Source organism: Bradyrhizobium brasilense, assembly GCF_029714345.1.
GTDB classification, from domain to species: domain Bacteria; phylum Pseudomonadota; class Alphaproteobacteria; order Rhizobiales; family Xanthobacteraceae; genus Bradyrhizobium; species Bradyrhizobium australafricanum.
Window position 1 is genome coordinate 6,528,595 of the sequence record NZ_CP121669.1, and the last position, 26,512, is coordinate 6,555,106.

General features: G+C 61.9%; 30 protein-coding genes and 1 pseudogene. 14 read left to right on the forward strand and 17 right to left on the reverse strand.

The features are described 5' to 3' along the window. Nucleotides 1-10: 10 nt before the first annotated feature. The 4 genes from QA635_RS30445 to QA635_RS30460 all read right to left on the reverse strand — a co-directional run bounded on the left by QA635_RS30445 (nt 11) and on the right by QA635_RS30460 (nt 2,022). Complete coding sequence (locus QA635_RS30445; RefSeq protein WP_283063233.1) at nt 11-508, reverse strand: hypothetical protein; 498 nt, start codon at nt 506-508, stop codon at nt 11-13. A gap of 112 nt (nt 509-620) precedes the next feature. Next, nucleotides 621-920, reverse strand: coding sequence for a hypothetical protein (locus QA635_RS30450; protein ID WP_283063234.1), 300 nt, complete (start codon nt 918-920; stop codon nt 621-623). A 146-nt stretch (nt 921-1,066) separates the two neighbouring features. Next, entirely contained in the window at nt 1,067-1,276 is a 210-nt protein-coding gene (locus QA635_RS30455) for a hypothetical protein (RefSeq protein ID WP_283063235.1), read from the reverse strand. Beyond that, nucleotides 1,273-2,022 carry a CBS domain-containing protein gene (locus QA635_RS30460; RefSeq protein WP_283071908.1) on the reverse strand — a complete coding sequence of 250 codons (750 nt, stop codon included), beginning with the start codon at nt 2,020-2,022 and terminating at the stop codon, nt 1,273-1,275. Before QA635_RS30460 ends, QA635_RS30455 begins: the two co-directional genes overlap by 4 nt. A gap of 691 nt (nt 2,023-2,713) precedes the next feature. Between QA635_RS30460 and QA635_RS30465 the strand changes: the two genes are divergently transcribed. From QA635_RS30465 to QA635_RS30485, 5 genes are all read left to right on the forward strand, one after another. Then, on the forward strand, nt 2,714-3,070 hold the full coding sequence (locus QA635_RS30465; RefSeq protein ID WP_283063237.1) for a hypothetical protein: 357 nt from the start codon (nt 2,714-2,716) through the stop codon (nt 3,068-3,070). Between the two features lies 1 nt (nt 3,071). Continuing rightward, a complete protein-coding gene (locus tag QA635_RS30470; RefSeq protein ID WP_283063239.1) occupies nt 3,072-3,299 on the forward strand; it encodes a hypothetical protein in 228 nt (75 codons plus the stop codon). A gap of 109 nt (nt 3,300-3,408) precedes the next feature. Beyond that, a complete protein-coding gene (locus QA635_RS30475; RefSeq protein ID WP_283063241.1) occupies nt 3,409-4,839 on the forward strand; it encodes a PAS domain S-box protein in 1,431 nt (476 codons plus the stop codon). Then, nucleotides 4,836-5,444 carry a response regulator FixJ gene (gene fixJ, locus QA635_RS30480; RefSeq protein WP_212059527.1) on the forward strand — a complete coding sequence of 203 codons (609 nt, stop codon included), beginning with the start codon at nt 4,836-4,838 and terminating at the stop codon, nt 5,442-5,444. The genes QA635_RS30475 and fixJ overlap by 4 nt, the downstream gene beginning before the upstream one ends. Before the next feature lie 876 nt (nt 5,445-6,320). Continuing rightward, the gene (locus QA635_RS30485; RefSeq protein WP_212059529.1) at nt 6,321-6,578 is read left to right on the forward strand and encodes a hypothetical protein; all 258 of its coding nucleotides are present in this window, start codon (nt 6,321-6,323) and stop codon (nt 6,576-6,578) included. Here QA635_RS30485 and QA635_RS30490 read toward each other — a convergent pair. Beyond that, nucleotides 6,548-6,784: a hypothetical protein gene (locus tag QA635_RS30490; RefSeq protein ID WP_283063243.1), complete on the reverse strand. Its 237-nt coding sequence runs from the start codon at nt 6,782-6,784 to the stop codon at nt 6,548-6,550. The genes QA635_RS30485 and QA635_RS30490 overlap by 31 nt on opposite strands. Before the next feature lie 40 nt (nt 6,785-6,824). Here QA635_RS30490 and QA635_RS30495 point away from each other — a divergent pair. Continuing rightward, nucleotides 6,825-6,929, forward strand: a pseudogene (locus QA635_RS30495) (hypothetical protein); the annotation flags it as partial. 251 nt (nt 6,930-7,180) lie between these two features. On the opposite strand, the gene QA635_RS30500 reads toward QA635_RS30495, so the two are convergent. From QA635_RS30500 to QA635_RS30510, 3 genes are read right to left on the reverse strand one after another with little or no spacing between them, the layout of a single operon-like run. Next, a complete protein-coding gene (locus tag QA635_RS30500; protein ID WP_283063245.1) occupies nt 7,181-8,290 on the reverse strand; it encodes an ABC-type transport auxiliary lipoprotein family protein in 1,110 nt (369 codons plus the stop codon). Between the two features lie 16 nt (nt 8,291-8,306). Beyond that, on the reverse strand, nt 8,307-9,044 hold the full coding sequence (locus QA635_RS30505; RefSeq protein WP_283063246.1) for an ABC transporter ATP-binding protein: 738 nt from the start codon (nt 9,042-9,044) through the stop codon (nt 8,307-8,309). Between the two features lie 2 nt (nt 9,045-9,046). Then, nucleotides 9,047-10,159, reverse strand: a complete 1,113-nt coding sequence (locus QA635_RS30510; RefSeq protein ID WP_425249063.1) for an MlaE family ABC transporter permease — start codon at nt 10,157-10,159, stop codon at nt 9,047-9,049. A 181-nt stretch (nt 10,160-10,340) separates the two neighbouring features. Here QA635_RS30510 and QA635_RS30515 point away from each other — a divergent pair, with 181 nt between their 5' ends. Next, entirely contained in the window at nt 10,341-10,751 is a 411-nt protein-coding gene (locus QA635_RS30515) for a hypothetical protein (RefSeq protein WP_283071912.1), read from the forward strand. Here the strand turns inward: QA635_RS30515 and QA635_RS30520 are convergent. The 3 genes from QA635_RS30520 to QA635_RS30530 all read right to left on the reverse strand — a co-directional run bounded on the left by QA635_RS30520 (nt 10,721) and on the right by QA635_RS30530 (nt 14,495). Continuing rightward, on the reverse strand, nt 10,721-13,492 hold the full coding sequence (locus QA635_RS30520; RefSeq protein ID WP_283063248.1) for a bifunctional acetate--CoA ligase family protein/GNAT family N-acetyltransferase: 2,772 nt from the start codon (nt 13,490-13,492) through the stop codon (nt 10,721-10,723). The genes QA635_RS30515 and QA635_RS30520 overlap by 31 nt on opposite strands. Beyond that, nucleotides 13,474-13,950: a CBS domain-containing protein gene (locus QA635_RS30525; RefSeq protein ID WP_283063250.1), complete on the reverse strand. Its 477-nt coding sequence runs from the start codon at nt 13,948-13,950 to the stop codon at nt 13,474-13,476. Before QA635_RS30525 ends, QA635_RS30520 begins: the two co-directional genes overlap by 19 nt. A gap of 71 nt (nt 13,951-14,021) precedes the next feature. Continuing rightward, entirely contained in the window at nt 14,022-14,495 is a 474-nt protein-coding gene (locus QA635_RS30530; protein ID WP_212059543.1) for an Hsp20/alpha crystallin family protein, read from the reverse strand. A 148-nt stretch (nt 14,496-14,643) separates the two neighbouring features. On the opposite strand from QA635_RS30530, the gene QA635_RS30535 reads away from it, so the two are divergent. The 3 genes from QA635_RS30535 (at nt 14,644) to QA635_RS30545 (ending at nt 17,523) form a co-directional block, all read left to right on the forward strand. Beyond that, a complete protein-coding gene (locus tag QA635_RS30535; protein WP_283063251.1) occupies nt 14,644-15,630 on the forward strand; it encodes a zinc-dependent alcohol dehydrogenase family protein in 987 nt (328 codons plus the stop codon). Then, complete coding sequence (locus QA635_RS30540; protein WP_283063253.1) at nt 15,627-17,198, forward strand: bifunctional aminoglycoside phosphotransferase/ATP-binding protein; 1,572 nt, start codon at nt 15,627-15,629, stop codon at nt 17,196-17,198. The genes QA635_RS30535 and QA635_RS30540 overlap by 4 nt, the downstream gene beginning before the upstream one ends. A 76-nt stretch (nt 17,199-17,274) precedes the next feature. Then, on the forward strand, nt 17,275-17,523 hold the full coding sequence (locus QA635_RS30545; RefSeq protein ID WP_212059549.1) for a hypothetical protein: 249 nt from the start codon (nt 17,275-17,277) through the stop codon (nt 17,521-17,523). A 158-nt stretch (nt 17,524-17,681) separates the two neighbouring features. On the opposite strand, the gene QA635_RS30550 is transcribed toward QA635_RS30545, so the two are convergent. The 6 genes from QA635_RS30550 to phbB all read right to left on the reverse strand — a co-directional run bounded on the left by QA635_RS30550 (nt 17,682) and on the right by phbB (nt 24,040). Then, nucleotides 17,682-20,225, reverse strand: a complete 2,544-nt coding sequence (locus QA635_RS30550) for a cation-translocating P-type ATPase (RefSeq protein WP_283063255.1) — start codon at nt 20,223-20,225, stop codon at nt 17,682-17,684. Then, entirely contained in the window at nt 20,222-20,389 is a 168-nt protein-coding gene (locus QA635_RS30555; protein ID WP_283063257.1) for a hypothetical protein, read from the reverse strand. Before QA635_RS30555 ends, QA635_RS30550 begins: the two co-directional genes overlap by 4 nt. A gap of 152 nt (nt 20,390-20,541) precedes the next feature. Further along, nucleotides 20,542-22,356: a PHA/PHB synthase family protein gene (locus tag QA635_RS30560; protein ID WP_283063259.1), complete on the reverse strand. Its 1,815-nt coding sequence runs from the start codon at nt 22,354-22,356 to the stop codon at nt 20,542-20,544. Between the two features lie 86 nt (nt 22,357-22,442). After that, on the reverse strand, nt 22,443-22,823 hold the full coding sequence (locus tag QA635_RS30565; protein WP_283063260.1) for a hypothetical protein: 381 nt from the start codon (nt 22,821-22,823) through the stop codon (nt 22,443-22,445). Beyond that, on the reverse strand, nt 22,820-23,299 hold the full coding sequence (locus QA635_RS30570) for a CBS domain-containing protein (RefSeq protein ID WP_244435918.1): 480 nt from the start codon (nt 23,297-23,299) through the stop codon (nt 22,820-22,822). The genes QA635_RS30565 and QA635_RS30570 overlap by 4 nt, the downstream gene beginning before the upstream one ends. A gap of 15 nt (nt 23,300-23,314) precedes the next feature. Continuing rightward, on the reverse strand, nt 23,315-24,040 hold the full coding sequence (gene phbB / locus QA635_RS30575; RefSeq protein ID WP_283063264.1) for an acetoacetyl-CoA reductase: 726 nt from the start codon (nt 24,038-24,040) through the stop codon (nt 23,315-23,317). 163 nt (nt 24,041-24,203) lie between these two features. Between phbB and QA635_RS30580 the strand changes: the two genes are divergently transcribed. The 4 genes from QA635_RS30580 (at nt 24,204) to QA635_RS30595 (ending at nt 26,381) form a co-directional block, all read left to right on the forward strand. Continuing rightward, the gene (locus tag QA635_RS30580; protein WP_283063266.1) at nt 24,204-25,040 is read left to right on the forward strand and encodes a universal stress protein; all 837 of its coding nucleotides are present in this window, start codon (nt 24,204-24,206) and stop codon (nt 25,038-25,040) included. A 47-nt stretch (nt 25,041-25,087) separates the two neighbouring features. Further along, complete coding sequence (locus QA635_RS30585; protein WP_425249211.1) at nt 25,088-25,411, forward strand: c-type cytochrome; 324 nt, start codon at nt 25,088-25,090, stop codon at nt 25,409-25,411. A gap of 62 nt (nt 25,412-25,473) precedes the next feature. Next, nucleotides 25,474-26,196, forward strand: coding sequence for a CBS domain-containing protein (locus QA635_RS30590; protein WP_283063269.1), 723 nt, complete (start codon nt 25,474-25,476; stop codon nt 26,194-26,196). A gap of 20 nt (nt 26,197-26,216) precedes the next feature. Then, the gene (locus QA635_RS30595) at nt 26,217-26,381 is read left to right on the forward strand and encodes a hypothetical protein (protein ID WP_212059568.1); all 165 of its coding nucleotides are present in this window, start codon (nt 26,217-26,219) and stop codon (nt 26,379-26,381) included. Nucleotides 26,382-26,512: the final 131 nt, after the last annotated feature.

Here is a 26,512-nt window from a genome sequence, read left to right on the forward strand (position 1 = left end):
GATGGACTTGTCATGTGGAAGCTTTCTTTGGATGCGGTGGCGTCATGGAGACCACAATCTCCCCGCCAGCTACTTGATCGGCATCAATTCCTGCGCCATGCCGCGCGCCGCTGGCGCCGCGGCTCAGCGCCGTCAGGGTCAGTTCATTCGGACAGTATCGTGCCGGACTGGCCCGCCTTTCCCGCGCGAGATCCGCGGCGCAGCGAGCCTTCTCCTGGCATAGACCGCACACTCGCTGCAGATCACGCAACACATCGCAATGGGACGAAGCGAGCGTCTGCTCGGACAACCCTGCATGTTCGAGACGCTTGCTGAGCAACTCCGGCGAACCTTGCTCGCGGGCAAGCGCACGAAGGTCCGACGTCGACAGATTGAGCTCGTGAGCGATCTCGTCGACCTCCCTGACGGTCAACAGATCCAATTCGTGTCGACGCGCAAGAAACGCTCGCAAGCGCGCGAGAAGATTCTCGAATTGCGGCGAGCTATTGCCAGCTGATCGGTCGCTCATTTCTCACCCCCTTTTGGCTCTCCACCTCTCGCCGAAGGACCCGATTGTCGATTTGATACCGATCAAGCACGCGATATCGCGGCAATCGATCGCGACGGCCGCCCAAGGGGCGCTAGCCGCCCCAGGCCGACGGCAAAGCCGGCGGCGTTCGAAGCTCCATGGAATCGGCAAAGATCGTCCAGTCGCGGACGCCCTTCTGTCTGCAGAAGTCGGCTTCGGCCAGCTGTGCAGCCGCGGAAAGCGAGATAGCGTCAACCTTGAACGCCGCCTGGCAGGCGCGATGCTCGTGGCCGGTATCGTCGCAAACCGTTTTGATGAAACGAACGTCAAATGATGTCATGGCACCCTCGCTTGGGCTGATTCCTTGCTCATGCTGCCATTGGCGCGAGACGCCCGTATTGATCTGCCGCAACGGAATGCTCTGAGGCGCGGCTGTCCCATTGTAGAGGATATCGAAAGCGAGCAGAGAACGTCCTCGACCGCCAGGAACACGAGCGACGAGCCTTTCGCGACGTCTGGCTCTCATCATCGGGCACTGAGACCAGACCGGACGAGGTGCTATTTGTGGTGAGATATCCAGTCCGCGGATGGCGGCCGGACTGCCGGTATTGACGTCGTCTTTCCGTTGACGGTCCGTCCGGCAGCAGTGATCGCGAAACCCACGATCACACAGATCGTAAACAGCGTTGCGGCGAAGCCCACGACATCGGCGCTGACCACCGCAGTCGCGATCAACGGGATCAGAATGATTGCGGGGCGAACGATCATCCTGCCGTCTCCTTTGCTGCTTTAGCTGCAGTTGCTCGTTCGTCTTCCGCGGATTGGATATAGAAGCTGGAATAGGTGTCGACGTAGCACAGATGATCGTGCACTTCCTTGACGCCGGCGGCATTCTCCGCGGCGACAATCGCAGCCTGCCGTGCCCGTTCGTCCGTGATGACCCCACGGAGGTGAACCACGCCGTTGCGCACCGAGACCTGCAGCCCGAGCGGACACCAATTTGCACCGTCGAGGACCCGCACGATACGATCGTGAATGTGCTTGTCATCCGCCGTAGGATCCGGGATCTGGTGCGCGATAGACGCGACTGCCCGCAGCAGATCGGCACGTGTCACGAGGCCAACGAGGCGCCCCTCGCGCATTACCGGCAGCCGTTTGACCCCCATCTTCTCCATGAGATCGACCAGATCAGGTAGAAGCGCTTCTTCCGTCACGGTGACGGGATCACACGACATGATCTCTCCGACCTTCCGCCCGCGCTCGTGGACAAAGTCCGCGGCTGCATAGCCGGGGCCGAGAAGGAACTGAAGCCAGCGGCTACGCCGGCGTTGCGTGCCGATCTCGCTTCGCCGCAATAAGTCGCTCTCCGACAGGATTCCGACCAGTCTTCCAGCCGAATCGACCACCGGCAGGCCGCTGACATGATGATCCATCATCAACTTCGCGGCCTCGATAATGGAGGTCTCGGTTCCAACAGTAATGAGATGTCTCGCCATGATCTGGTGTGCGCGCATTGCCGCTCTCCTTTCAACACCCGCACCAAGCTCGCACATGATCGGCCCGTTCATCTTGATCCTTCTCAACGCCCGCGCTAGTCGGGAATCAAGGCGCCACGACCGAAGATATTGGCAGTTAGTCAGGAGAACAAAATCATGCTGGCAGAATCTGCTCGCCTCGATCGGAGCGCTCGCGATCGTTGTCGTGGCCCTCGTCCGGATGATCTTGCAGGCAAAGCGGCCTTCACTCAGCCAGCCGGCCGGGTCCAGCCTTGCTCGGCACCCTCGCCGTCGCCCCGTTCTAGGCCGCCGGCGCCGCCTCGACCGTGCACCGGATTTTTGACGTGCATCAATGCGGCACGGCGCGCCCCGCCAGACGATGCCGTTCCGTCAGGATTGTGCAAATGGCAGACAGAACGGCTTTACGCCCCATTATCTTCTCGTGTCCGACTACTGGTGATCGCGTCCAAGGCCTGCTTCCCGACGACGCGTCCGGACCTTTGACTGACGATCTGCATTCGATCTCCTGCGCCGCTTGTGATGGCATCCACTTCATCAACTTGCGAACCGGCGCAGTCGTCGATCCCAAGCGCGGCTAACTCGATCACCGGAGCCGTGCGATCCGGAAAGCTATCGAGTTGACGCACATCAACACGCAAGTGCCGGACGTGTTGGAAAGAAATGCCTTCCTCAACGAAGGAGGTTGAACATGACAGACCACAGCGAAGCCCGTCCCGTCTCCGACGCCATCCAGAGCTATGCGAAGCGCGCGATGGCCGTCCAGTCGGAATTCTCGGAGAAACTGATCGAGGCAAACCGGCACTGGTTCGAGCAGATGCAAATCGAAGCGAACGAGGCCTGGGAACTCTTCCGCAGGTTCAATTCCACCGCCTCGGTCGCCGAGAAGATCACAGCGCTGCAGGACTGGGCCAAGGGCGTTACCGCGCGTAGCGCCAACGACGCGACGTACGCGATCGAGACCGCGCGTTCCCTGGGCACGATCGAGCTGAACCTGTTTGCACGAAAGACCAGCAGTGTCGACGAGGCTACTCAGAAGGCCGCCTGACATGCCGGCACCCGACGCTCCAGAGCGCCCAAGGGCCGGCGTCAGCGAGACATGGAAGGGGGTCGCGACAGCCCCCTTCGATCGAGACCTTGAACTCGCCGTCATCGAAGGTAACGCTATTCACAAGCTCGTCTTCCCCTGCCGCCGCATCCTGGGCGGCTGGATGAAGGCGGGGACCGCCGAACGCATCCTGGTGCAGCCGACGCATTGGCGCGCTTGGGGCAAATGAGCAGATTCCTGGTCAAGGTCGCCGAAGACGAGCCTATCAGAGCGACGGTTGGCTTCAGGTACCTGAACGTTGTACTGTCGAAGTGGATTTGAGGCTTTGCCGGGGGAATATGTCCGACCGCATCTGGTACCGCTATGGCACTGCCGCGGCAGCGGCCGCGCTCGTATTCGCGGTGCGCGCGGGGCTCGATAACTATCTCGAAGACCGGACCTTCACGATCATCTTTGTCCCCGCCGTGCTGTTTGCCGCGTTCGCCGGCGGCCGCGGTCCGGCGATCCTCACCACCCTGCTCTGCCTCGTCATCAGCGCCAAATTCCTCGGCAAGAGCCTGGTCACTGAGCCTGCGAATCTGATCGATATCGCCTGTTTTGCTGTCCTCGGTCCGATCCTTGGCTTTATGGGTGACCGGCTACTGAAGGAGAGCGATCAGGCGCGAAATCGCCAGGCCCATCTGCAGTCGATCCTCGACACGGTCCCTGATGCGATGATTGTCATCGACGACCACGGCATTATTCGCTCCTTCAGCGCTGCAGCCGAGCGCCTGTTTGGCTGGAAAGCGGACCAGGTCGTCGGAACGAACGTTTCGAGTCTGATGCCACAGCCGTATCGCGGCGAGCACGACCGGTATCTCGAGCGATACCTTACGACCGGCGAACGGCGCATCATCGGCATCGGCCGCATCGTGGTCGGAGAACGAAGTGACGGCTCGACGTTTCCGATGGAGCTCGCCGTCGGCGAGGCTAAGGTACGCGGAGAACGCTTCTTCACCGGCTTTATCCGCGATCTCACCGAGCGTCGAGCGCAGGAACGGCGGCTTCAGGAGCTGCAGTCCGAGCTGGTTCATGTGTCGCGATTGACCGCTATGGGTGAGATGGCGTCCTCAATCGCGCATGAGATCAACCAGCCGCTGTCAGCCATCACGAACTACATGCGCGGTGCGAAGGCGCTGCTGGCGTCGGAGATACCGGATGCTACCCGCATTCGGGATGCGCTCGAGCGGGCCGCGCAGCAAGCCCTACGGGCCGGCGACATCATCAAGCGTCTGCGCGAATTTGTCGCGAAGGGCGAGACCCAGCAGTCCCTGGAGAGCCCGGCCACCCTGCTCGAAGAGGCTGTCGCACTAGCGCTGCTCGGCGCCAAGGAGCAGGGCGTCCGGGTGGCGATCCGCAGCGACCGGGACATGCCCCCGATCATCGTCGACAAAATCCAGATTCAGCAGGTCGTGCTCAACCTGGTTCGCAACGCGATCGAGGCGATGGCCTCGGGCCCGCGCCGCGAATTGACCGTCGGCGTCGCCAACACTAACGGTGTTGCGACGTTCACTATCGCCGATACCGGCCCGGGCATTAGCCCCGATATCGCCGACCGTTTATTTCAGCCCTTTATCACGACCAAGGAGCATGGCATGGGCGTCGGCCTCTCGATCTGCCGGACCATCATCGAATCCCATGGCGGACGCATCGATGTGATGCCAAACGCTGGCGGCGGCACGGTCTTTCAGTTCATTCTCCCGTTCGCGGAGGACGGAGAAGAAGCATGACAACGCGGCGTACAATTCTCGTGATCGACGATGATCCAGCTATGCGGGACTCACTGGCCTTCCTTCTTGACGTCAACGGCTTTGCCGTAATCTCTTATGAGACGGCAACCGATTTTCTCGATCATCTCGCCGGCAGAACAGTCGACTGCATTGTATCTGATATCCGTATGCCGGGCATGAGCGGCCTCGAATTGGTCCGCAAACTCAAGGCCGACGCAGTCGCATGTCCCGTCATTCTGATGACTGGCCATGGAGACGTCGCACTCGCGGTCGAGGCGATGAAGGCAGGCGCGATTGACTTCATCGAAAAACCGTTCGAGGACCAGGCGCTCTTGCGTGCAATCGGCGAAGCCTTGCAAATGCAGTCGGCGGCCCCCGCCGACGGTACGGTCAAGCGCGAGGCCGAGGCTCGCCTGGTGGATCTCTCGCCGCGCGAACGTGACGTTCTGCGGGGGCTCGTGGCGGGCAAGATCAACAAAGTGATCGCCCACGACCTTGGCATCAGCCCACGAACAGTCGAGGTTTACCGGGCTAACTTGATGGCCAAGACCAATGTGCGCAGCATGTCGGAATTGATGCGGATCGCGATCGCTGCCGGGCTCTAGACGCATGCTCCTCCGGCGCAAATACCAAGAGCCAGTTGAGTAAGGTGTCTCGACTCGCTCTGCCGCTGCGCGCGCAATGCGTCCGCCAAATTGCTTGTCTGGATAGCGGCCAGTCCGGTCAGCCCGCAAAAGCTCAGCCCAACAATTGCGTAGATGCGCTGCGCAAGAGAGATCCTGAAATTCATCGCGTTTCACCAACTGATTTGCTGCAAACGGGTTGCCCGATCTGACCTGGGCATGGGCAAAGCAATATGGGCTCGGCTAAGAGCCGGTACGGACTATTGGGCCGCGAGATTTAACTCACGTAAAATCCCCTATCGGAATCCTGCAGCAGAGCTCATTTTTGGCAGGGCGACGAGCAGGACGATCTATCGTCAATCCGATGAAATGTTGCGTTCTGGCGGCAGGTGACGCCCGCAATGTGGGCCGACGTCAATCGCCGATCAGCGCTCGCGCATGCTGTCGCGCGGCCGCAGGGCGACCGAGTAGTTGGTCGTGCTGCTGCTGCAGCTTCGTCCTGGCCGCTCCGGCCGGACACACGGCGACCAAGCGGCTGATTTGGAGCAGTTGCAGCTCGAGCATCAATAGCACTTGATGGACGGACCGACGAAATTCCGCTCCGAACGCCACTCTTCGTAGTTCGCCCGGTGCGATTCCGGAAAGTGCACGACGTTTCCCATCACCATGACCCGATCCAAGTTCGAGAGGAGAAAGCCCAATGGCAAGCAAAGCTCCCTTTCGCGCCCATCAACAGCAACGAGATGTGCCTATTCCGCCTTGATCCGGATCAAACGAAGTGAGCTGAGGCGGATCAAGATAGGTGTCATCGCACACTGCTTTGCTTGGTGAGGTCGACCGAACGAGAAAGGGGCATCGATGGACGAGATCACGCATTTCATTGCACTGCCGTACGATCGGGCCGATGGCGAACTTGTTCCGGGCCAGCAGGCCAAGTGCGCCAGCCCGGCCGCTGCGATCGAGCACGCCAAGCACTTATGGAAGACGTTCGGCCATGCTGGTGCTGCGGCGGTCGTCTGTACCGGCCATCCGGGTATGAAAACTACCGTGCTTCGGACATATGGGATGGTGCCAAACGACCTGGATCAGGAACGGTCTTCTCCTGACTCCCAGTAAAAATCAATCTTCGATTTATTGCGCTTGCTCAAATCGCCGCCCGCCATAGCATGCTTGAATAGAATCATTAGGACGATCGACCTCTCCTCCCTGGGGTTGCATCGATATTCAATGCCCGGCTTTTTGCCGGGCATCTTTTTGTCGAACACTGCGCCATATCCGTGAACCAGCGCATAGCCGACCTCGGCGCCCTGCTGGCGAGCCACGATTCTGCGGCTCGTGAGGCCGCCGATCTCTTCACATTTCGTGTCGCTGCAGCGGTCGCCTGATGGCGACTCCCCTTGCCGGTCTCGATGTCTGCTGTTCACCGGCGGCATCGGCGAGCATGCCCCGGAAATCCGGCAGCGCGTCTGCGATCGCCTCTCCTGGCTCGGCGTCAGCATCGATACGGCCACAACCGCGCAGGTCGAACAACGCATAGCCGCGAAGGGGCAGCCCGGTCGATGTACTGATCATTCCGACCAACGAAGAAGTCAGCATTGCGCGGCACTGCCGCAGCCTGCTGATCCCGAGCTGCTAGTTCGCAAGGCCTTTGGCTTAGCGGCAGCCGCGAGCAAGTCTGATCCAGGACAATCGTTGAGAGACCGCTGTAACGGTCTGATTCAGTCCGTCGCCGCAACCCACATCACAAGCTCGCGCGCGAGGGCGCCGAAGGCTCGATCGAATGCGGATGCCGCCTCAGACGGTGTGAGCGAGTTAATTCCTTCAGATCCCTCAAGAAGCCTTGCGGCCTTTACTTGACCATTTCGGGCCACGATCTTCGCGGAGAAGGAGATCGTCGCGCGCGGTTGAGGTCCCTGAGCAATTTCGAAACGGCGCAGGTCTATCAGGAGACGCGGCGCGCCTTCTACGCCGCTGTCGGCGCGCAGTGGCGCATGCTTGACGTCGTAATTCTCGAAGCTCTGCAGCAACCGCGTCTGCACCAGCAAAGGGAGACTATCGCTCCACTGCGCACCGTCGAATCCCTGAATTTCCTCATCCGGCGTAAACAAAAAGCGCTGGGTCTGGAGGCGGGCGATCGCGGTCGGCTCCGCCATGACCAACTGCTCGGGCAGATTCGCATGGCGTTGCGCTCCAAAGCTGTCCACCGCGTGAAGGTCATACGCCACCTTGCGCGGCGCGGGCGCACCGCCGCCGGTCATGCGTTCCAGCCCGGTCACGATGCCATCGAGCTTCGGCGTATTGCGCGCGAGTCCTTCGGCGAACGTGCTGAGATTGTCGATCGTGCTGTGCAGCGGGGCGGCATTCTCGGACAGGACGGCATCCACCCGACGTAGCGCATCGCGGGCAGCCTGTGTCATGCTCCGTCCAGCCCCCTTTTCGGCCACCAGCGGTTCGCGCGCCAACGGCGCCTCGGGATTGTCACCGCCTTCCAGCGCGATCACCGGGACACCGGTCAGTCCCTGGAAATCGAGGCCGACGCGCGTATCGCTATGCACCGGCGTGTGCTCGGCGACCGCAATCGTGGCGTGAACCTCGCGCGGACGGTCTGGAACCAGCTCAAGCGCGGTCACCTCGCCAACGCGGATGCCATTGAAGAGAACACCCGCCCCGACCAGCAGCCCGGGCACGGGATCGGCGAAAACGAGCTGATATGTCTGCCGTCTTCCGATCCCCCCGACATTGTTCAGCCAGTAGACGAAGCCGAACACGGCGACGATCGCCGACAACACGAATGCACCAACGACGATGTAGGGCGCGCGAATTTCCATGTGCGTCTCTCTTTGCCTAGTTGCCGAGGCCCAGCTTCTGCGCCCGGGCGCCATGAAAGTAAGCCTGGACCCAGGGATGATCGGACTTGAGCACCGATGACAGCGTCCCGATTGCAGCGATCCTGCCGTCGGCAAGCGCGGCGACGCGGTCGCAAATGGCCTGCAGGCTGTTCAGGTCGTGCGTCACCATGAACACCGTGAAACGCAACGTCCGATGCAGCGTCCGGATCAAGGTATCGAATTCACCGGCAGCGATCGGGTCGAGACCGGACGTTGGCTCATCAAGGAACAGAAGCGAGGGGTCGAGCGCCAGTGCCCGCGCGAGCGCAACCCGCTTGGTCATACCGCCCGAAAGCTCGGACGGGAACTTGTCGCCGTCTGCGCGCGTCAGGCCAACCATCTCGAGCTTGGCGTCCGCGACTTCGTCCAGCAGCCTTGGTGAGAGCCGCACCTGCTCGCGCAACGGAAACTGAATGTTCTGGCGAGCCGTCAAGGCCGAGAACAGCGCTCCCTGCTGGAACAGGACCCCCCAGTGGCGTTCATTATCGCTGGTGCCCGCGAAATCGATCTGCCCGCTCCGCTTCGGCAGCAGGCCGACCAATGTCCGCATCAGCACCGACTTTCCGCCCCCGGACGCGCCCACGAGGCCGAGAATTTCCCCGTCGTTCACGTCAAGGCTGAGGTGATCGAGGACGATCTTCTTGCCAAAGCCGACCACCAGGTTGCTTATGTGGATGGCTGGAGTTTCGGGCATGGCTACATCCCGATCGACGCGAAGAAGACCGCAAACAGGCCGTCGAGCACGATCACCAGGAAGATCGATTTGACGACCGACGCAGTCGTCTGCTGCCCAAGCGATTCCGCACTGCCCTTCACACTCAGTCCCTCCACCGCCGCGACAAGTCCGATCACGAGCGCCATGAACGGCGCCTTGATGATTCCGACCTCGAAATGCGTGACGGAGACCGCCTCGTGGAGTCGCGCGATGAAGATTGCGGGGCTCATATCGCCATAAAGCCAGGCGATGAGCCCGCCGCCATAGAGCGCCGCAAGCGAGCCGAGAAAGGCGAGAATCGGTAGCGCCACCACCAGCGCCAGGATCCGTGGAAGGATCAGGACTGCGACAGGATCGAGCCCCATGGTGCTGAGCGCGTCGATCTCCTCGCGCATCTTCATCGCGCCGATCTCGGCCGTATAGGCACTGCCCGAGCGTCCGGCCACCATGATGGCCACGATCAGCACGCCAATCTCGCGCAACACGAGGATGCCAACCATGTCGACGACATAGGATTCCGCGCCAAAGCGGCGGAAATGAAAGATGCCCTGCTGAGCAATGATGGCGCCGATCAGGAACGTGATCAGCAGCATGATCGGCACCGCTTGCCAGCCCACCCGGCCGAGCTGATAGACGGTCGACGTCAGTCGGAACGATCGCGGATGCCTGAGAATACCAAACAACGCTGCGCTGAAAGCGCCGAGCATATGCAGAAATGCCGCCGAATCAGACGCCAGCCGCCTGCTGCCGCGGCCGAGCTGATCGAGCCTTTGCAGCAACGGGTTGACTGATCTGCGTTCGGCCGTGCCGGAACGGTTCAGTCCTCGCACCTCTTCCAGCAGGTCGCCATATGGACCGTCGGCACCTGTGAGGGCCGCTCTGGTCGCGCCACCGCGGGCGAGCTTTTCAAGCAGCCAGGCTCCGACTGTGTCGAGCGCGGTGACGCGCCGTATATCGATCGAGCCGACATCGGTACCCGCGGCGTGCGCACACAGCCGCTCCAGCGCCTCGACATTGGCAACGTTCCAGGCCCCACATGCGGTGAGCACACGCGGATCATCCGCATTCGCTGTCAGGGCCGGGGCATTGAGCAAGATTCTGACTCCATGTTGCAGTTCACCTTAGGGTGCTGGAGACGACTGTGTTTGACCCAGCGCAATCGGCCTCACCGGGCCCCAAACATGCGCTTGACTCAAATCAACGGCTTGGCAAGCCGCGGCTCTATGATCCAACAGCTTGCCCGACAACCTCGGGCATTCCCGAGGAGAATTTCTGATGAACCGCCCCGCCTTCAAACCTTTGCAAAATACTGCATTGCCACACTCGTTCAGGCAGGTTCGGCTCGAGCGCGCGCGCGAGCACGATCACCCCGACGGCGCGTCGACGATTGGCTATATCATCGTTGCCCCGCTCGACTCCGCATCGCGGATCGACGTCGAGACCTGGAAGGCCCATCGCGACGCCTGCCGCGTCGTTCGTCAGCGGCCCGCCGAAGATGATCAGCGCGGCCACCTCGTGCATGGTCCAGGCGACAATTGGCGATTCCACTATGACGTGGCCGGCGCGGCGGCCGACGAAGCCGGTTATCATTTCGGCAATGAACGCTTCCGGCCCGGCGAGTATGTCTCAGTTCACGAGGCGGACGGCATGCATCCCTATCGCGTGGTTGCCGTCACGCCGCTTTGATCGCGCTTGCGTCGGATCAGGATGTCGGTCCCCAAGGCACCCGCGATCCGGAGGGAAAGGTCGAGGACGACGTTGACGATCCGGTGGTCGCCCGGTTCAGTGGCGGCAGTGAACCCGAGTTCACGGCACATACTCAGCATGGTGGTGTTCTCGGCCAGCACTTCACCGGACAGCCGCTTCAGCCCTTCCGACTTCGCATAATGGATCAGGAGCTGCATCAGCGCCCATCCAAGTCCTTTGCCCTTGAGATCAGACTGCAGCAGGACAGCGTATTCGGCGTTCTCATAGAGCGAATCCGAATGAAGCTGGACTGCTCCCATCATGGCGCCCGTACTCGGATCCAGCGCGGCAAAGGCCATTGCACGCGCGTAGTCGAGTTGAGTCAGCCGCGCAATGAACGTGTGCGAAAAGTTCCTCATCGCCTGGAAGAAGCGAAGCCTGAGATCCTCGGCGGTCACCCGACTGAAGAAGCTCTCAACCATTGGCTCATCTTCCGGCCGCAACGGCCGGACCACGACGCACGAGCCGTCCCTCAGGGCGAGCTCACCCTCCCATTGCGATGGGTAGGGCCGCACCGCAAGCCGGGTCTGACCGGCAAACAGCCGCGGTGGCTTGCGGATCGCCACGCGCGCGTCGAGCGCCAGCACGCCGGTCTCGTCCGCGAGCAGCGGATTGATGTCGAGCTCGGCGACTTCCGGAATGTCCGCCACCATCTGCGCCAGCTTGACGACGGTCAGCGGCACGGCCCCAGCCGGCACGGCCGCGACATCGCGATAGGCAGCAAGTAGTCGCGAGACCCGGGTACGCCCGACCAGATCGCGCGCCAGGTTCATGTCGAGGGGCGGTAGCGCCAGCGCCTTGTCGTTGATCACCTCGACCGCGGTGCCGCCGCGACCAAACACGATCACCGGGCCGAAGGTCGGATCGTCGGCAATGCCGAGGATCAGTTCGCGTGCCGCTCGCCGCTCGATCATCGGCTGGATCGTCACGCCCTGCAGGATGGCATCCGGCCGCGCGCTCCGCGCGCGCGACAATACTGCCCTCGTTGCCTCGGCGACGCTTTCGCCGGTCCGCAAGCCGAGGATGACCCCGCCGACATCGGACTTGTGGCTGATATCGCGGGAGAACACCTTGACCGCCACCGCAAGCCCCCGAGCCAGAAACGGCGCAGCCTTGTCTGGGGCATCATCGGCATCACGGGCAACAACCGTCGGAACGATTGGAATATCGTAAGCCTTGAACAAGGCGACGATCTCGACCGGGTCGAGCCATCCTCGTCCCTCGGACAGAGCCTGCGCGATCACTCGCCGCGCCGCCGCCGTCTCCGGCGCGAACATTGAGGCGATACTGGGCGGAGTTGCGGCCAGCGCGATGGAGGCCTCGCGATACCTTACCAGATGCATGAAAGCGCGCACCGCGTCATCTTCGGTCGGAAAATGCGGGACGCGGGCAGTCTCAAAAATCGTGGCAGTTCGCTCATCGGTACCCGTCCACGCCGCGAGCACCAGCGGGGCGACCTCGCTCTTCCTGACCCGGCGGTCACGAACACATTGCGTCACCGCCTCGGCGATCCCCTCGGTCCGCGCAACCGCCGTCTCCACATTCATGACCAGGACCGCATCGCTGTTCGCGTCGTCAAGCAACGCGTCGAGGGCGGACACATAGCGGGTAGCGTCGGCATCACCCGAAATATCGACAGGATTGGCACGCGACCATCCGCGCGGCAGCACCTGATCAAGCCGCTTGACCGTCTTCTCAGTCAGGCTCGCAGGGGTGCCGCCGAGTTCGGCCAGGCGGTCGACCGCGAGAATCGCAAGCCCGCCGCCGTTGGTCAGAAGCGCCAGCCGATTGCCGCGCGGGACGAAGCCGCGACCGAGCAGCTCGGCGCAATCAAACAACTCACGCAAGTCGTACACCCGCAGCATCCCGGCACGGCGGAATGCGGCATCATAGACGGCATCCGAACCGGCCAGCGCGCCGGTATGGGTCGCCGCGGCTTTGGCACCTTGCGCCAGCCGCCCCGACTTGACGACGATCACCGGCTTCAGCCGTGCTGCGGCGCGGGCAGCCGACATGAACTTGCGGGCATCCTTCACGGCCTCGAGGTAGAGCAGTATCGCGTTGGTGTGATCATCCTGCGCGAAATAGTCCAGCAGATCAGCGACGTCGACGTCGAGCTGGTCGCCGATCGACACGATGCCGGAGAAACCGAGCTGCCGCTCGGCCGCCCACGCGATCATTGCCGCCGCAACCGCGCCAGACTGCGAGATCAAGGCCACGCGTCCGTCGGATGGAGGATGGGCCGCGAAACTCGCGTTGAGCTTCGCGCGCGGCACCATCACACCGATACAATTGGGCCCGACGAGGCGTATGCCGTGCATGCGCGCCGTTCGTGCGACCGTCTCGGCTAGCGAGCCCGCGCCATGCCCGAGGCCCGCCGACAGGATCACCGCGCCAGCGACGCCAACTGCGGCAGCGTCTGAGATGATCCCGGGGATTGCGGTCGCCGGCGCCGTGATCACGAGAAGATCCGGAACGAATGGGAGCGACTTCAGATCGCGGAACGTCGCCTCGCCGTCAATCGCCGCGTAGTTTGGATTGACCACCGCAATCGGACCGGAAAAGCCGCTCGCCTTGAGGTTCATGAGCACCGCCAACCCGAGCGACGACGGACGCAAACTGCCGCCGACAAGCGCGACCGATCGAGGCGAAAGAACCCGATCTAAGCCAAACGTAGACATCGGGCGGTCTCGCAAGGAGCAAGCGGAGGCGCCTGCCGCTTCGTGCAGCGCGCCAAGGCTCGCATGACATCCTCGCGAGCAATGATACCGAGCAGGTGGTGATATTTGTCAACCACGGGCAGACTTTTCAGGCGATGCGCGACCATTAGCTGCAGAACGCGTTGCAGATTTGTGTCCGGCTCGACCGCGATCACGTCGGACGACATGATCTCGTCGACCGTCGTTCCCATCCGATCGTCATAATGCGGTAGTATGTGATCTGTCGTACAGGCAAATGCCTTCAGGGCGTCAAGCTTCGTGACGAACCCAACCACGACATCGTCGCGGAGCACGGGATAGGCGTCATAGTCGTCTTTGGCGAACAGCCGGTACAGATCGCCCACGCTCATTTCGGGGGCAACGCTTCGCACCGAAGTCGTCATGTTGTTCGCGACGGTTTCTTGGAGAAACTCGTACATGGCTAATCCCCTTTGAATGGTTATTTCGGTGACGCGTCGCTGCTTGATGAGCGACGCGCCCCACAAGACGGTTACGCGGCCGTCTTGATGTCGATCTGCTTGCTCTGCTTGGGAGCCGGCTTCTTGACGGTGACCTTGAGCAGGCCCTTGGCGATTTCGGCGCTGACGTCTTCGGCCTTGACGCCCTCGGGCAATGCAACGGACCGCGAGAACGCGCCGAAGCTGCGCTCGATCAGGTGATAGTCTTTGTCTTGCTCTTCGCGCTCGCTCTTCTTCTCGCCGCGGATCGTGAGCGTGTTGTCGGCAAGGTTGAGTTGAACGTCCTTGGTCTCGAGACCGGGCAGTTCGGCGCAAATCTCGATGGTCTTGTCGGTCTCGCTGACGTCCATGCGCGGCATCATCGCCGCAGGCGTTGCGAAGGGCGGAAAATTGCGACCGAATCCATCGAACAGCCGGTCGATTTCCTGCTGCAGAAACGTGAATGGATTGGCTTCCCGCCGCGCCACGGCGCGCTGGGTTCCAACGGGAATCATGTCCTTGATCATCGGTGGCTCCTGTTTGGGTCTTGGCTTTTAAGTCTCGGCTCGCGAGGCAAAGCTAATCCGGAACACCCAACGGGCGTTGACCGGGATCAAAACAAGGCCAATGTCACGTGATCAAAGGAAGGTCACAGACCCCTGAGCGAGTTCCGTCATGCATGCCATGGTCCTGCCTGCGCGTGGCGCGCAGCTGCAATATGTGGAACGACCGGACCCAATACCTGGCCCAGGTGAGGTCCGGGTCAACATCAGCGCCTGCGGCGTCTGCCGCACCGACCTCCATGTCGTCGATGGAGAGCTGCCAAACATCGCCTATCCAATCGTACCCGGCCACGAGGTGGTTGGCCGTATCGACGCAATTGGCGACGGCGTAGGCCATGCGCATCTCGGCACACGCGTCGGCGTCCCCTGGCTCGGCTCGACCTGCGGGCATTGTCCCTACTGCCGGGAGGGCAAGGAAAACCTCTGCGACGTTCCCCTGTTCACCGGCTATACGCGGGACGGCGGCTTTGCGACCCATCTGGTGGCGGATGCGCGTTACTGCTTTCCGCTCGGCGAGGACGGCGACGACGCCGAGCTTGCACCCCTGCTGTGCGCTGGCTTGATCGGCTGGCGCTCCCTGGTGATGGCCGGCGACGGTCGCAAACTCGGCATTTACGGTTTTGGCGCGGCGGGACATATCGTCGCGCAGGTCGCACGCTGGCAAACGCGGGATGTCTATGCGTTCACCCGTGCGGGCGACACCGAGGCCCAGCATCTGGCATTGTCGCTCGGCGCATGCTGGACCGGAGCCTCCGAGGACCCGCCGCCGGAGCAGCTCGACGCCGCAATCATCTATGCGCCCGTAGGCCCACTGATCCCGCTTGCCTTGCGCGCCCTGCGCAAGGGCGGACGCGTGGTCTGCGCCGGCATCCACATGTCGGATATTCCGAGCTTTCCTTACGACATCCTCTGGGGTGAACGGCAGATCGTCTCCGTCGCCAACCTGACGCGACAGGATGGCGTCGACTTTCTCAAGGCGGCGGCGAGGGTCGGAATCCGGACCCACGTCAGCGTCTTCCCCCTTGACCGGGCGAACGAAGCGCTCGCGCGCCTGCGCGACGGCAAGCTCGTCGGCGCGGCTGTTCTGGAACCACGATGACGCCGACATCATCAACCGACGATGCCACTGGCGACGCCGGCCAGGCGGCTGTATTGTCGTTCCTAGCTGGATCCGGCGAACCAAACGCGCCGGTCCAACGGATCGACACCCATTGTTCGATCGTCTTTCTTGGGCCTTCGCGCGTCCTGAAGATCAAACGAGCGGTCAAGCTGCCATATCTCGACTTCTCGACGTTGGAGAAGCGGCGGCGTGCTTGCGAGGACGAGATTGCCATCAACAAGCGCCACGCCCCCTCGATCTATCGCGGGGTGGTGTCGATCACACGCGAGCGCGATGGCTTCGTGATCGGAGGGACCGGACAGGTTGTCGAATGGGCCGTCGAAATGGCTCGCTTTGACGAAAGTAAGACGCTCGATCACCTGGCCGCGCAAAATGCTTTCGGGCCAGAGCTTGGTGAGAGCCTGGCGGCCGTTCTGCTGGATTCACATGAGGCCGCCGCCAGCAGCGATGGATCGAATTGGCTCGCATCGCTTCCGATCATCATCGACCGCAACACTGAGCAGTTCCGCGGCTCGGCAGACTTTCCCCGCGACAGCATCGACAAGTTGCATCGGTTGAGCCACTGCGAGCTGGAGCGGCATCGCGAGCTCTTGCAGTCACGTGCAGCAGCGGGACAAGTCCGACGCTGCCACGGCGACGCCCACCTCGGCAATATCGTTATGATCCATGGCAGGCCCGTCTTGTTCGACGCAATCGAATTTGACCCTGAGATAGCGACAACGGACGTCCTCTACGACCTTGCATTCCCCCTTATGGATCTCTTGGCGTTTGGGCAGCGCGCTGCCGCCAACAGACTGTTCAACAGCTATATGCAGGCGGCATGGGCTGCCCAATCGACGGCACTTGCCGTGTTACCGCTGTTTCTCTCAATTCGTGCCGCGATCCGGGCCAACGTACTCCTCACCAAGCGGCAGCAACACCGGCACGACCCAACAATTGCGAGGGCTGCGGAGAGATACTTCGACGCGGCAGTCAAGCTCATTGCACCGGAGCTTCCCAGCCTCCTCGCAATTGGCGGGAAGTCCGGCACCGGCAAGAGCGTGCTGGCGCGGGACATGGCACATCTGATCGCACCAGCGCCAGGCGCCCTGGTTCTGCGATCGGACGTCATTCGCAAGCAACTCCACGACGTGAGCGAGCATACGACCTTGCCCGCCACGACGTACACCGCCGAAGCATCCGATCGCGTCTATCGGGCCATGTTCGGACACGCCGTGCGTACATTAGCTCAAGGGGTTTCTGTCATACTCGATGCGGCATTTCTCAAGCCGGCGGAGCGACATGCCGCTGAAGTCGTCGCCCGCAACGCGAAGGCTGAGTTCCGCGGCATCTTCCTGACCGCCGATCGCGCCGCTCGGCTGCATCGCGTAGCATCACGACGACACGACGCGTCGGACGCGACGCCAGACGTGGTCTTGGTTCAGGACAACATTGAAACCGGAACGATCGATTGGGATGTTGTGGACGCTTCCGGCACGCCCTCGGCTACGCTTGAACGTTGTATTCTCTCGCCTGCTGGCGAATTCAACGGACAGGGAGAGCGGTAAGTCGCCTAAGGGAAACTCCTGAATTGGTCGATGCTATCGGGTCTGGCAACATCCTCGCGCCGAAAGGAGGACTTCCATGAAACAGCGATTGACCTTTCTCTTTGTCGCTAGTGCGATCCTCGCGGTTGTGCTTGCTCTGTTTTGCAACTGGTACTTCCCGGATCTGGTTCCGCTTGCGTCGACCGAGCCGGCGACGACAGGCTGGCGGCTTGACGCGGCCTTTGCCGTCTCCACGCTCAGATGGACCGCGGCGTTCGTGGCGGCAGCCTCTGGCCTGTCGTTGCTGCTGATGACCTTCACCAACCGAAACGCCAAAGTGCGCTAGAACGCGAGTTGTCCGTCTGATCTTGATGCCTGCCAGTCCTCGAAGGTCGGTTCTTTGGAGCCGACCTTCGACGTCGTGGAACGCCGCTGCCGACGTGTTCCTTGTGAGGTAAGTACACCAGCCGTCACCTTTCAGGTGCAGTTCGATGTCTCCATCGGCTAGGATCTCAGCCACCGCCCCCAGAGTGGCTTGAGCAGTTCAAGGATTACCAGCATCGCCACTCCCGGTCCGAGCGCGATCATCAGATCGTCCGGATGCAGAGGACCGAACCGGAACAGGGTAGATGCTGGAGGCCAGAGCAGCGCGGTCGCGAGAGCGCCTGCGACTGAAAGCAGGATCGCGGCCAGCGCTGGATTTGGCCGCAAGAAAGCCGACAGGAATGAGGCACTGAACGATCGATTGACCAGGACAAGACCGACGATCGATCCGATGAGGGCGAAGAAGGCCAAGGCTCTCGCTTCATCTGCAGGCATGCCAATACGAAGTGCGATGACGAACGGGATTGCGACAAGTGCAAAAATCAAGGCACCTTGAAGAAGGCTCCAGCCAACCAGCGCCCAAGTAAACAGAGCGCTGTCGGTCCGCCTGGGTGGGCGAGCCATGATGTCGCGCTCCTCGCGCTCGGCCTCGAACACGAGTGAGCACACGGGATCGATGATCAGCTCCAGAAATGCGATATGAACGGGGCCGAGAATCAAAGGTAATCCGAAAACCAGGGGAAGCAGGGCAAGCCCTGCGATTGGAACGTGGACAGCGAAGATAAAAGCCATCGCCTTTCGCAGATTGTCGTAGATGCGTCGACCCAGGCGGATGGCCGAGATGATCGCGCTGAAATCGTCGTCAAGCAGCACGATGGAGGACGCCTCGCGCGCGACATCCGTTCCACGCCCGCCCATCGCAATGCCGATGTGGGCCGCCTTCAGGGATGGAGCGTCGTTGACGCCATCGCCGGTCATCGCAACGATCTCGCCGTTCTGCTTCAACGCCTGCACGATGCGGAGCTTCTGCTCGGGCAATACGCGCGCAAACACGTTCACACGCCTGACGTGCTCCGCAAGCTGCACGTCATTCATAAGCCTGATCTGATCCCCCGTGATCACCTCATGGACATCCAGTCCCGCCTGCTTCGCAATTGCGGTCGCGGTTGCCGGATAATCGCCTGTGATCATTGTGACGCGAATTCCCGCTGAGCGGCATTCACGCACCGCACCGGGCACGTTGGAGCGAAGCGGATCGGCGAATCCCACCAGTCCGAGGAAGCGGAATGCGAAGGCTTCTTGCGAGCAAGGAAGCTGGCCGCCTTTAAACACGGCCGCCGCAACCCCGAGCACACGGAGCCCTTGCTCCGCCATCAGGCCGACGGCATTTCTCATCGATTCTTGATCTGCACGACTCAACCCGCAGAGACGCGCGATCGCCTCAGGCGCTCCCTTAGCTGCAACAACGCATTCCTCCGCAAGGGATGACCGCCAGACCTGGGTCATGGCCAGGAGTTCGGGCCGGAGTCCGTAAGTTCGTACCAGCTGCCGGTGAGCATCCGGTCCGCTATTTTCCTTCCGGGCGTCGCCGGCAAGGGCGTGCAACGCCCGCTCCATTGGATCCAATGGCTGAGACGAACTGGCAAGGACACCGTAGCGTAGCATCTTCGAGAATTCGGGCCGTACACAACCCGGATTCGTAGACTTGGGGCGCATGCATGCACCATCGAGCAACCGCAATTCTACAACCGACATTTCATTCAGCGTCAGAGTACCGGTCTTGTCGGTGCATAAGACGGTGGCGGAGCCCAACGTCTCGATTGCGGCCGCCCGGCGCGTCAGCACGCGGACTTTCGAAATGCGCCACGCGCCCATGGCCATGAACACGGTGAGCACCACACCAAATTCCTCCGGCAGCATGGACATGCCGATTGCGACGCCGCCGAGCAACGCCTGTAGCCAGTCTCCGCGCAACATCCCGTAAAGCAGCACGGCAACGATGCTGACCGCAGCGCCGCCGAAGAAGCAAAGCCGCACCAGCCTCGCTGTCTGCTGTTGAAGCCGCGGCGGCTCCGCCTGCAGCGCACCCAACGACACTCCGATCTTTCCGATCTCGCTTTGCTGCCCGGTGGCCGTGACCCGGGCGGTGCCCTCGCCCCGCACGACGAGCGAGCCGGAATACACGAACGGCTGATCGTCGCCGCCCGGCCGATGCTCAGCCACGGCGTCCGTCTCAACCACCTGCTTCCGAACGGGTACAGACTCGCCTGTTAGCAGGGACTCATCGACCTGCAGATCGTGACCGTCGAGGAGCACAGCGTCGGCTGGCACGCGATCACCGTCGCCAAGGATAATGAGGTCGCCTCGGACGACGTCCCGGCCGGCGATACGCCGACGTATCCCATCCCGCATCACGAGGGCTCGCGGACTGGTCAGGTCGCGCAAGGCTTCCAACACGCGTTCGGTTCGTGTCTCCTGCACGATCGTGATCACGATCGACATGGCGCCAAAGCCAAGGAGCAGCAGCGCCTCCTGGAAATCACCAAGCAGGAGATAGATCAGTCCGCCGCACAGCAGGAGCGCGAGCATCGGCTCGCGCAGCACCTCCAGCACGATACGTACGGGAGTGCGCCGCTCAGGGCTCGGAAGCTCATTGTAACCTTCGACCCGAAGCCGGTTAGCAGCTTCGGCCTCGCTCAGTCCTATGAGGTCTATGGCACTCACGTCTTCCGCCACAGGCTCCAGAAGCTTCCGACCAGCAAAAATGCGGCAACGAGCAGAATGGCCGCGAATGTCTGAATGATGTCAAAGTTCAGGGAATCCCGCGCCACGAACAGCGCGGTGATAGATCCCACGAGGACGAAGAGGATGCGAAGGATGACGCTCATGGCTCTCTCTTACAGGTCCAACATTGTTCGAAACTCGCCAGGCAGGGGGCGTAGCTCGATCCTCGATCCCGCTGGTGCGGCAGTTACTCTAGGGCCGGCGCCACGGAAGCAGTTGCGGCAAATCAAACTGCCTAGGTGCCTATACCGGCGGCTCAATGCTGCAGGACATACTGTCCGGGCGCATCCTCCAGCGGCGGCGCGCCCCGGGGCGCATGAAGCGACGTCTTCGCCGGCTCCCAGACTCCCGAGCTCGCGGTAAGAAAGCGAACCCACTCCAGCCACCAGGATCCGTCGCGATTCACCGCTTTCCGCAGCCATTCATCGGGCCCGACATAGGGTTGATCCGCCTTCTTCTCCAACAACTGATAGCTGCGCCCGTCCTCCGACGGCGGAGCGACGATGCCGGCGTTGTGGCCGCCGCTCGCCAGCACGAAGGTGATATCGGCATCCGCGAGCAAGTGAATCTTGTGAACAGACCGCCAGGGCGCGACGTGATCACGGACCGTGCCCACCACAAGCATAGGAGCGCAAAGGTCGGAAAGTGCCATCGGCTGCCCGTCCGCCAGATAGCGGCCCTCGGCAAGGTCGTTGTTGAGAAAAAGCTTGCGCAGATAGTCCGAATGCATCCGGTAGGGCATGCGGGTCGCGTCCGCGTTCCATGACATCAGGTCACTCGGTGCGGCGCGATCGCCCATGAGATAGTCGCGGACCAAGCGCGACCAGATCATGTCGTTCGACCGCAGCAACTGGAACGCACCGGCCATCTGCGCCGTCTCAAGCACGCCGCGCTGCCGCATCATGTCCTCCAGGAACGCAATCTGGCTTTCATTGATGAAGAGCGTAAGCTCGCCTGCATCGGTAAAATCGACCTGGGCCGCCAGCAGCGTCACCGACCGGAGGCTATCAGGCCGCTGCCTTTGCAATCGGGCCGCGGCAATCGCTAGCAGGGTGCCACCGAGGCAGTAGCCCGCCGCATGGATCGCGCGTTCAGGGGCGAGCTGATTGATGACGTCGATGGCCGCGTCGACCCCAAGCTTGCGATAGTCCTCGAGACCAAGATCGCGATCGGCTGGCCCCGGATTTCGCCATGAGATCATGAATACGGTGAAGCCGCGCTCGACCAGGAAGCGCACCAGCGAGTTCTCGGGCGAAAGATCAAGAACGTAATATTTCATGATCCAGGCCGGCACGATGAGCACCGGCTCCGGGCAGACGTCGGTGGTCGCGGGGGCGTATTGAATGAGCTCGATCAGCTCATTGCGGTAGACGACCTTACCCTTGGTCGTGGCTACATCCTTGCCGACCACGAAAGGCGGGGGCCCGTAGGGCTTGCCGCTCAGCAGGTCCCTGCAGTCTTCCAGCCAATTGTGCCAGCCCGACACGAAGTTTCCACCACCCGAATCCATCGCCCTCCGCAGCACCCCGGGATTGCTGAACGCAAAGTTGGACGGCGCCACCACATCGAGGCATTGGCGGACAGTGAAATCCACAATTGCCGCATTTCCTTTCGAGACGCCGCGCAGGCCGCTGGTCGCCGAATGCCACCATTGCTCTCCCAGCAGGAATGCTTGCGCCAAGACGTTAAAGGCCGGCAATGTCCAATCCTGGCCGGCAAAACGCTTGTCACCCGGCTCTGGCTTGACCATGAACCAGGGCTGCCAGGCAGCATGCGGCGTCGACACCATGCGCGCGAAGCGCGAGCCCTCAGCAACTGCGTTCAGTGCCAGCTGAAGCCGTTTACCGGGTGACGCCGCAAGATGGAGTTGCCAGTCGGCGAAAGCGAGCGCGAGACTGGCCGGTGAAAGTCCGCCGGTCCATCGCGCCATCGCCGCATGAACCAGTTGGTCGATCGATTCGCCACCCGTCAATGGCTCGCTTTCAGACGGCGCTAAAGCGGCCGTTCTGGCACTCGTCACATCGTCGTTAGCGGGAGATGTGGGTTGGTCGAGAACCGCTTGGACTGTCATCGCTCGCCTCCTTGCTCGAGCGGGATGGGCTCGGGCGCAATCTGTCTCTCCGTCTGGCAGCTGCTCCGACGCCAGATCTCTTCTGCCTAGCCGAGGTGGAACCGCTTCCGGCCCAGCGCCACGATCTCGCCGTCCGTCGGATGATCGCTCGGCTCAACATGCAGGTTGAGGTCGGGCCGTTCCGCCGTGAGATATTGCATCAGCTCAACCTTCTCGACACCCGGACCGATGACGAGCAAATCGCTGCAACCGCTCACGGCCTCCCCTACCCGGGCAAGGAATGTCGCGTCGGCCTGGACGCGGCCATCGCCGATCGTATTCGTCTTGTGATGCAGATGCTGCGACGCCAAATGCGCATGGACGGCCGTCGCGCTGACGCCTGTCAACCCGATGCCGAAAACCTTCGCAACAAGGTGATCGATCCAAACGACAGCGTGCGCATGTGACTGCAGGGTCATCTCGCTCATGAAGCAACTCCGGTGCTTTCTTTCTCTGGCTCTCTCAATCGGCGCGCCAATGCCGCAAGCAGCTCCCTGCGACTGACAATACCAACGACGGTTCCGGCGCCGAGCACCGGAATCTGAGCGACATTGTAGACATCCATCTGCGCGACGACGTCCTCGATCGATGCCTCGACATCGACGGTGATCGGCGAGCCACTCATGAGCGAGCCGACCTGCAGCGTGCGCATGCGTTCGCGTTCAGGTGTATTCTCCGCAATGCCAAGCAGAGACTCCAGCCAGTTTCCTGACGGCGGGCTGATGTCAAGCTCATCGCGGTGAAGGAAATCCCCCTCCGAAACCATGCCGACGAGGTCGCCGGCGTCGTCGATCACCGGCAGGCCGCGCTGATCGGTCTCAAGCAGCAGCTCGACGGCATCGAGCACGGTGGCAGTCGGCTTGATCGTCGCGAACGAACTGCGCATCACATCGGTGGCGAGCATTGTCATCTCTCCTATTCAACACATGTGTTGGCCGCCATTGATCGACAGCGTCGATCCGGTGATGAACCCTGCTTCGTCGGCTGCAAGAAACGCGACGGCACGGGCAATCTCTTCCGGCTGCCCCAACCGCCCGACCGGGATCTGCGGCAGAATCGAGTTCTGCATGACATCGGCCGGCACCGCCGCCAGCATCTCAGTATTGATGTAACCCGGGCAGATCGCATTGACCGTGATACCGAACCGCGCGCTTTCGAGCGCCAATGCACGGGTGAAGCCGAGCTCGGCGGCCTTCGCCGCGGCATAGTTCGTCTGGTCGATCTGGCCCTTCTGCCCGTTGATGGACGAGACGTTGATGATCCGCCCGAACCTGCGGGCCCGCATGCCCTCGATGAGGGGGCGGCACATGTTGAACAGCGAATCGAGATCGGTCCGGATGACCGCGTCCCATTGCAGCTTGGTCATTCGATGCAGTGTGGCGTCGCGCACGATACCGGCGTTGTTGACCAGGATGTCGATCGGGCCCAGCGCCGCCTCCACCTCGCGGACGCCGGCTGCACAGGCCTGAAAGTTCGCGACATCCCACTGGAATACGGGAATTCCCGTCTGATCCTGAAACGACCACGCGGCTCCCGCATTTCCAGCATAGCAGGCCGCAACCCGGCATCCGGCGGCAGCGAGGGCACGCGAAATCGCGGCGCCAATTCCCCTGCTTCCACCCGTAACCAATGCGACGCGCGCCATGTCGGCTCCTCCAAGCTGGGTACAACATTTGCGCGAAGTACACGCTCGATGAATTGATCTCGCTCAATCAGAATCCACGACCGCGCATGAGGCAGATCAAATTTGTTCACCTCGACCCGTGCTTTGATAGCACTTGCTCTTCCACCCCTTTGGAGAACGGCCCATGTTCAAGAACATCCTGGTCCACATTCCGACGGAGTTATCGCCACGTCCCGCGGTCGACGGATCGGTTTCGCTCGCGCTCGGCACCGGCGCGCATCTCGACGCAATGGCGATCGGCTACGAGACCGCCAGCGTACCGCTCGTCGTTGAAGGCGGCGCGGCGGTCGCCTCCCTGTTCGAGGCTGAACATGAGCAGGCCCTCGAACGCGCCGAGGTTGCGCTGCGCGTCTTCGATATCGAGGCACGGAATGCGGGGATATCCTACGCGAGCCGCGCCGTGGGTGCGCTCCCCATCGATGCTCGCGAGATGATCTGCGCGAACGCGCGACTGCATGACCTGACCGTGGTGGTGCAGCCGCTGGGCGAATACAACAGCTACGACAACGTGATCCCGCGCGAGCTCTTGTTCCAAGCCGGGGGTCCTGTTCTGTTCATGCCCTATACATTCCACGGCGCGTTCTCGGCGAAGCGTATCGGGATCTGCTGGGATGGCAGCCGGCTTGCCGCCCGCGCCCTGCACGACGCAATGCCGCTGCTGCGCGCAGCCGATGCTCTCACCGTCATCACCATCGATGGCGCCGATCCGATCCCCTCAGAAAGCTCCAGCGAGCACTTGGTGCGCTGCCTTGCAAAGGAAGGACTTCCGGCCAAGATCACGTCGTTGCCGGCGTCCAAGTCCGAGGTTCAGTCGATCCTGCTGTCGATCGCGGCGGATGAGAGCCTCGACCTTCTGGTGATGGGCGGATACGGCCACTCCCGCCTGCAGGAAACCCTGCTCGGCGGCGTGACGCGCGACATGCTGCGCGCGATGACCGTTCCGGTCCTGATGTCTCACTAAGCGCGAGCCGCACTGTGAAGCATCCCGCCAGGACATTTCGGAGCCATGTGGCCTGTGGCTTCGTCATCATCGGTACGATCTGCGCCGCGCTGGCTCCAGCCGCCGCGGACCAGGAACAAGGCCGTCGCCTTGCACAGCTCTACTGCGCCCGCTGCCATGCAATCGACCGGGTGAGCCCGAGCCCGCTGAGGATAGCACCTCCGTTCCGGACATTGCACGAACGTTATCCGGTCGAGATGCTGCAGGAATCACTGGCGGAGGGAATCGTCACCGGCCATCCGACCATGCCCCAGTTCAGCTTCGAGCCGGACCAGGTGGGCGACTTCATTCTGTTCTTGAAATCCCTCGAGCAAGGCCAAGCGGACCGTTGAGCCAGGTCAATGCGCGGAACGCACAAAGCCCCATTGTTCAAGCTTCAACACGGAGGTCCAGCATGCGCGCGCATCAGGTCATGACCAAGCATATCATCGCCGTCAGTCCGCACACCAAGATTCTGGATGCTGCCAATATCATGCTGCGATGCCACCTCAGCGGTCTGCCGGTAATGGACGAAGACGGCACGCTCAGGGGCATGGTGTCCGAGGGAGATTTCCTGGAACGCGGCGAGATCGGCACGGGACACAAGCGCTCGGCATGGCTGGAACTGTTCACCGACGTGGGTCGTGCCGCGACCGATTTCGTGCACGAGCGCGGCCGCAAGGTTGAGGACGTCATGACCACGACCCCGATCACCGTCGATGAGCAAGCGCCGCTCGACGAGATCGTGCATCTGATGCACAAGCACGGCGTGAAGCGGGTGCCGGTTGTGAAGGGCAAGACCATGGTCGGAATCGTCACCCGGGCGGACATCCTGCAGGCCGTCGCATCGCTGGCGCGCGAAGTTCCCGATCCGACCGCCGACGACAGCCATATCCGTGAACGGATCCTGCGCGAAATCAACGCCACCGGCTGGCGGCCGGCCGGCTTCCAGGTCTGGGTACGCAACGGCGCCGTGCATCTGCACGGCCTGATCTTCGATGAACGAGCTCGCCAGGCCGCGATCGTCCTCGCTGAAAACACCTCGGGCGTCAGGGAAGTCCGCGATCATCTCTGCTTCGTCGACGGCTATTCGGGCTACTACGTCGAATCGCCGGAAGACATCAAGGCGGCCGGCTAGATCAGATCGAGGGGTCCAACATGGCAATCAGTACACTGCTTGTCGTCACAGCCGTCTGTCTCATCTTCGCGATCTTTGCGCTCGTGCTCGCCGTGACCGATCGCAGCACGACGCGCTGGCTTCGGGAACAGGACGGGAATGGAGCCAGCACACGCGCTGCCTATCCCGACAAGAACGGGAGCTAGCCTCGCCTCTCGACCAACGCGCCGAGCGACCCCTGGCGCGGCGGGAGGCTCGTTGTCCGACACCTACGTATAGATACGTAAGTGGCTTCTACTTAGGGGAAATATCCAAATTTCCCGATCCAGAAGATGCG

Coding starts and splice junctions, on each gene's coding strand:
- QA635_RS30445 (WP_283063233.1), bottom strand. CDS start 508: ATGAGCGACCGATCAGCTGGCAATAGCTCGCCGCAATTCGAGAATCTT.
- QA635_RS30455 (WP_283063235.1), bottom strand. CDS start 1,276: ATGATCGTTCGCCCCGCAATCATTCTGATCCCGTTGATCGCGACTGCG.
- QA635_RS30460 (WP_283071908.1), bottom strand. CDS start 2,022: ATGCGCGCACACCAGATCATGGCGAGACATCTCATTACTGTTGGAACC.
- QA635_RS30465 (WP_283063237.1), top strand. CDS start 2,714: ATGACAGACCACAGCGAAGCCCGTCCCGTCTCCGACGCCATCCAGAGC.
- QA635_RS30470 (WP_283063239.1), top strand. CDS start 3,072: ATGCCGGCACCCGACGCTCCAGAGCGCCCAAGGGCCGGCGTCAGCGAG.
- QA635_RS30475 (WP_283063241.1), top strand. CDS start 3,409: ATGTCCGACCGCATCTGGTACCGCTATGGCACTGCCGCGGCAGCGGCC.
- fixJ (WP_212059527.1), top strand. CDS start 4,836: ATGACAACGCGGCGTACAATTCTCGTGATCGACGATGATCCAGCTATG.
- QA635_RS30485 (WP_212059529.1), top strand. CDS start 6,321: ATGGACGAGATCACGCATTTCATTGCACTGCCGTACGATCGGGCCGAT.
- QA635_RS30500 (WP_283063245.1), bottom strand. CDS start 8,290: ATGGAAATTCGCGCGCCCTACATCGTCGTTGGTGCATTCGTGTTGTCG.
- QA635_RS30505 (WP_283063246.1), bottom strand. CDS start 9,044: ATGCCCGAAACTCCAGCCATCCACATAAGCAACCTGGTGGTCGGCTTT.
- QA635_RS30515 (WP_283071912.1), top strand. CDS start 10,341: ATGAACCGCCCCGCCTTCAAACCTTTGCAAAATACTGCATTGCCACAC.
- QA635_RS30520 (WP_283063248.1), bottom strand. CDS start 13,492: ATGTCTACGTTTGGCTTAGATCGGGTTCTTTCGCCTCGATCGGTCGCG.
- QA635_RS30525 (WP_283063250.1), bottom strand. CDS start 13,950: ATGTACGAGTTTCTCCAAGAAACCGTCGCGAACAACATGACGACTTCG.
- QA635_RS30530 (WP_212059543.1), bottom strand. CDS start 14,495: ATGATCAAGGACATGATTCCCGTTGGAACCCAGCGCGCCGTGGCGCGG.
- QA635_RS30535 (WP_283063251.1), top strand. CDS start 14,644: ATGCATGCCATGGTCCTGCCTGCGCGTGGCGCGCAGCTGCAATATGTG.
- QA635_RS30540 (WP_283063253.1), top strand. CDS start 15,627: ATGACGCCGACATCATCAACCGACGATGCCACTGGCGACGCCGGCCAG.
- QA635_RS30545 (WP_212059549.1), top strand. CDS start 17,275: ATGAAACAGCGATTGACCTTTCTCTTTGTCGCTAGTGCGATCCTCGCG.
- QA635_RS30555 (WP_283063257.1), bottom strand. CDS start 20,389: ATGAGCGTCATCCTTCGCATCCTCTTCGTCCTCGTGGGATCTATCACC.
- QA635_RS30560 (WP_283063259.1), bottom strand. CDS start 22,356: ATGACAGTCCAAGCGGTTCTCGACCAACCCACATCTCCCGCTAACGAC.
- QA635_RS30565 (WP_283063260.1), bottom strand. CDS start 22,823: ATGAGCGAGATGACCCTGCAGTCACATGCGCACGCTGTCGTTTGGATC.
- QA635_RS30570 (WP_244435918.1), bottom strand. CDS start 23,299: ATGCTCGCCACCGATGTGATGCGCAGTTCGTTCGCGACGATCAAGCCG.
- phbB (WP_283063264.1), bottom strand. CDS start 24,040: ATGGCGCGCGTCGCATTGGTTACGGGTGGAAGCAGGGGAATTGGCGCC.
- QA635_RS30580 (WP_283063266.1), top strand. CDS start 24,204: ATGTTCAAGAACATCCTGGTCCACATTCCGACGGAGTTATCGCCACGT.
- QA635_RS30590 (WP_283063269.1), top strand. CDS start 25,474: ATGCGCGCGCATCAGGTCATGACCAAGCATATCATCGCCGTCAGTCCG.
- QA635_RS30595 (WP_212059568.1), top strand. CDS start 26,217: ATGGCAATCAGTACACTGCTTGTCGTCACAGCCGTCTGTCTCATCTTC.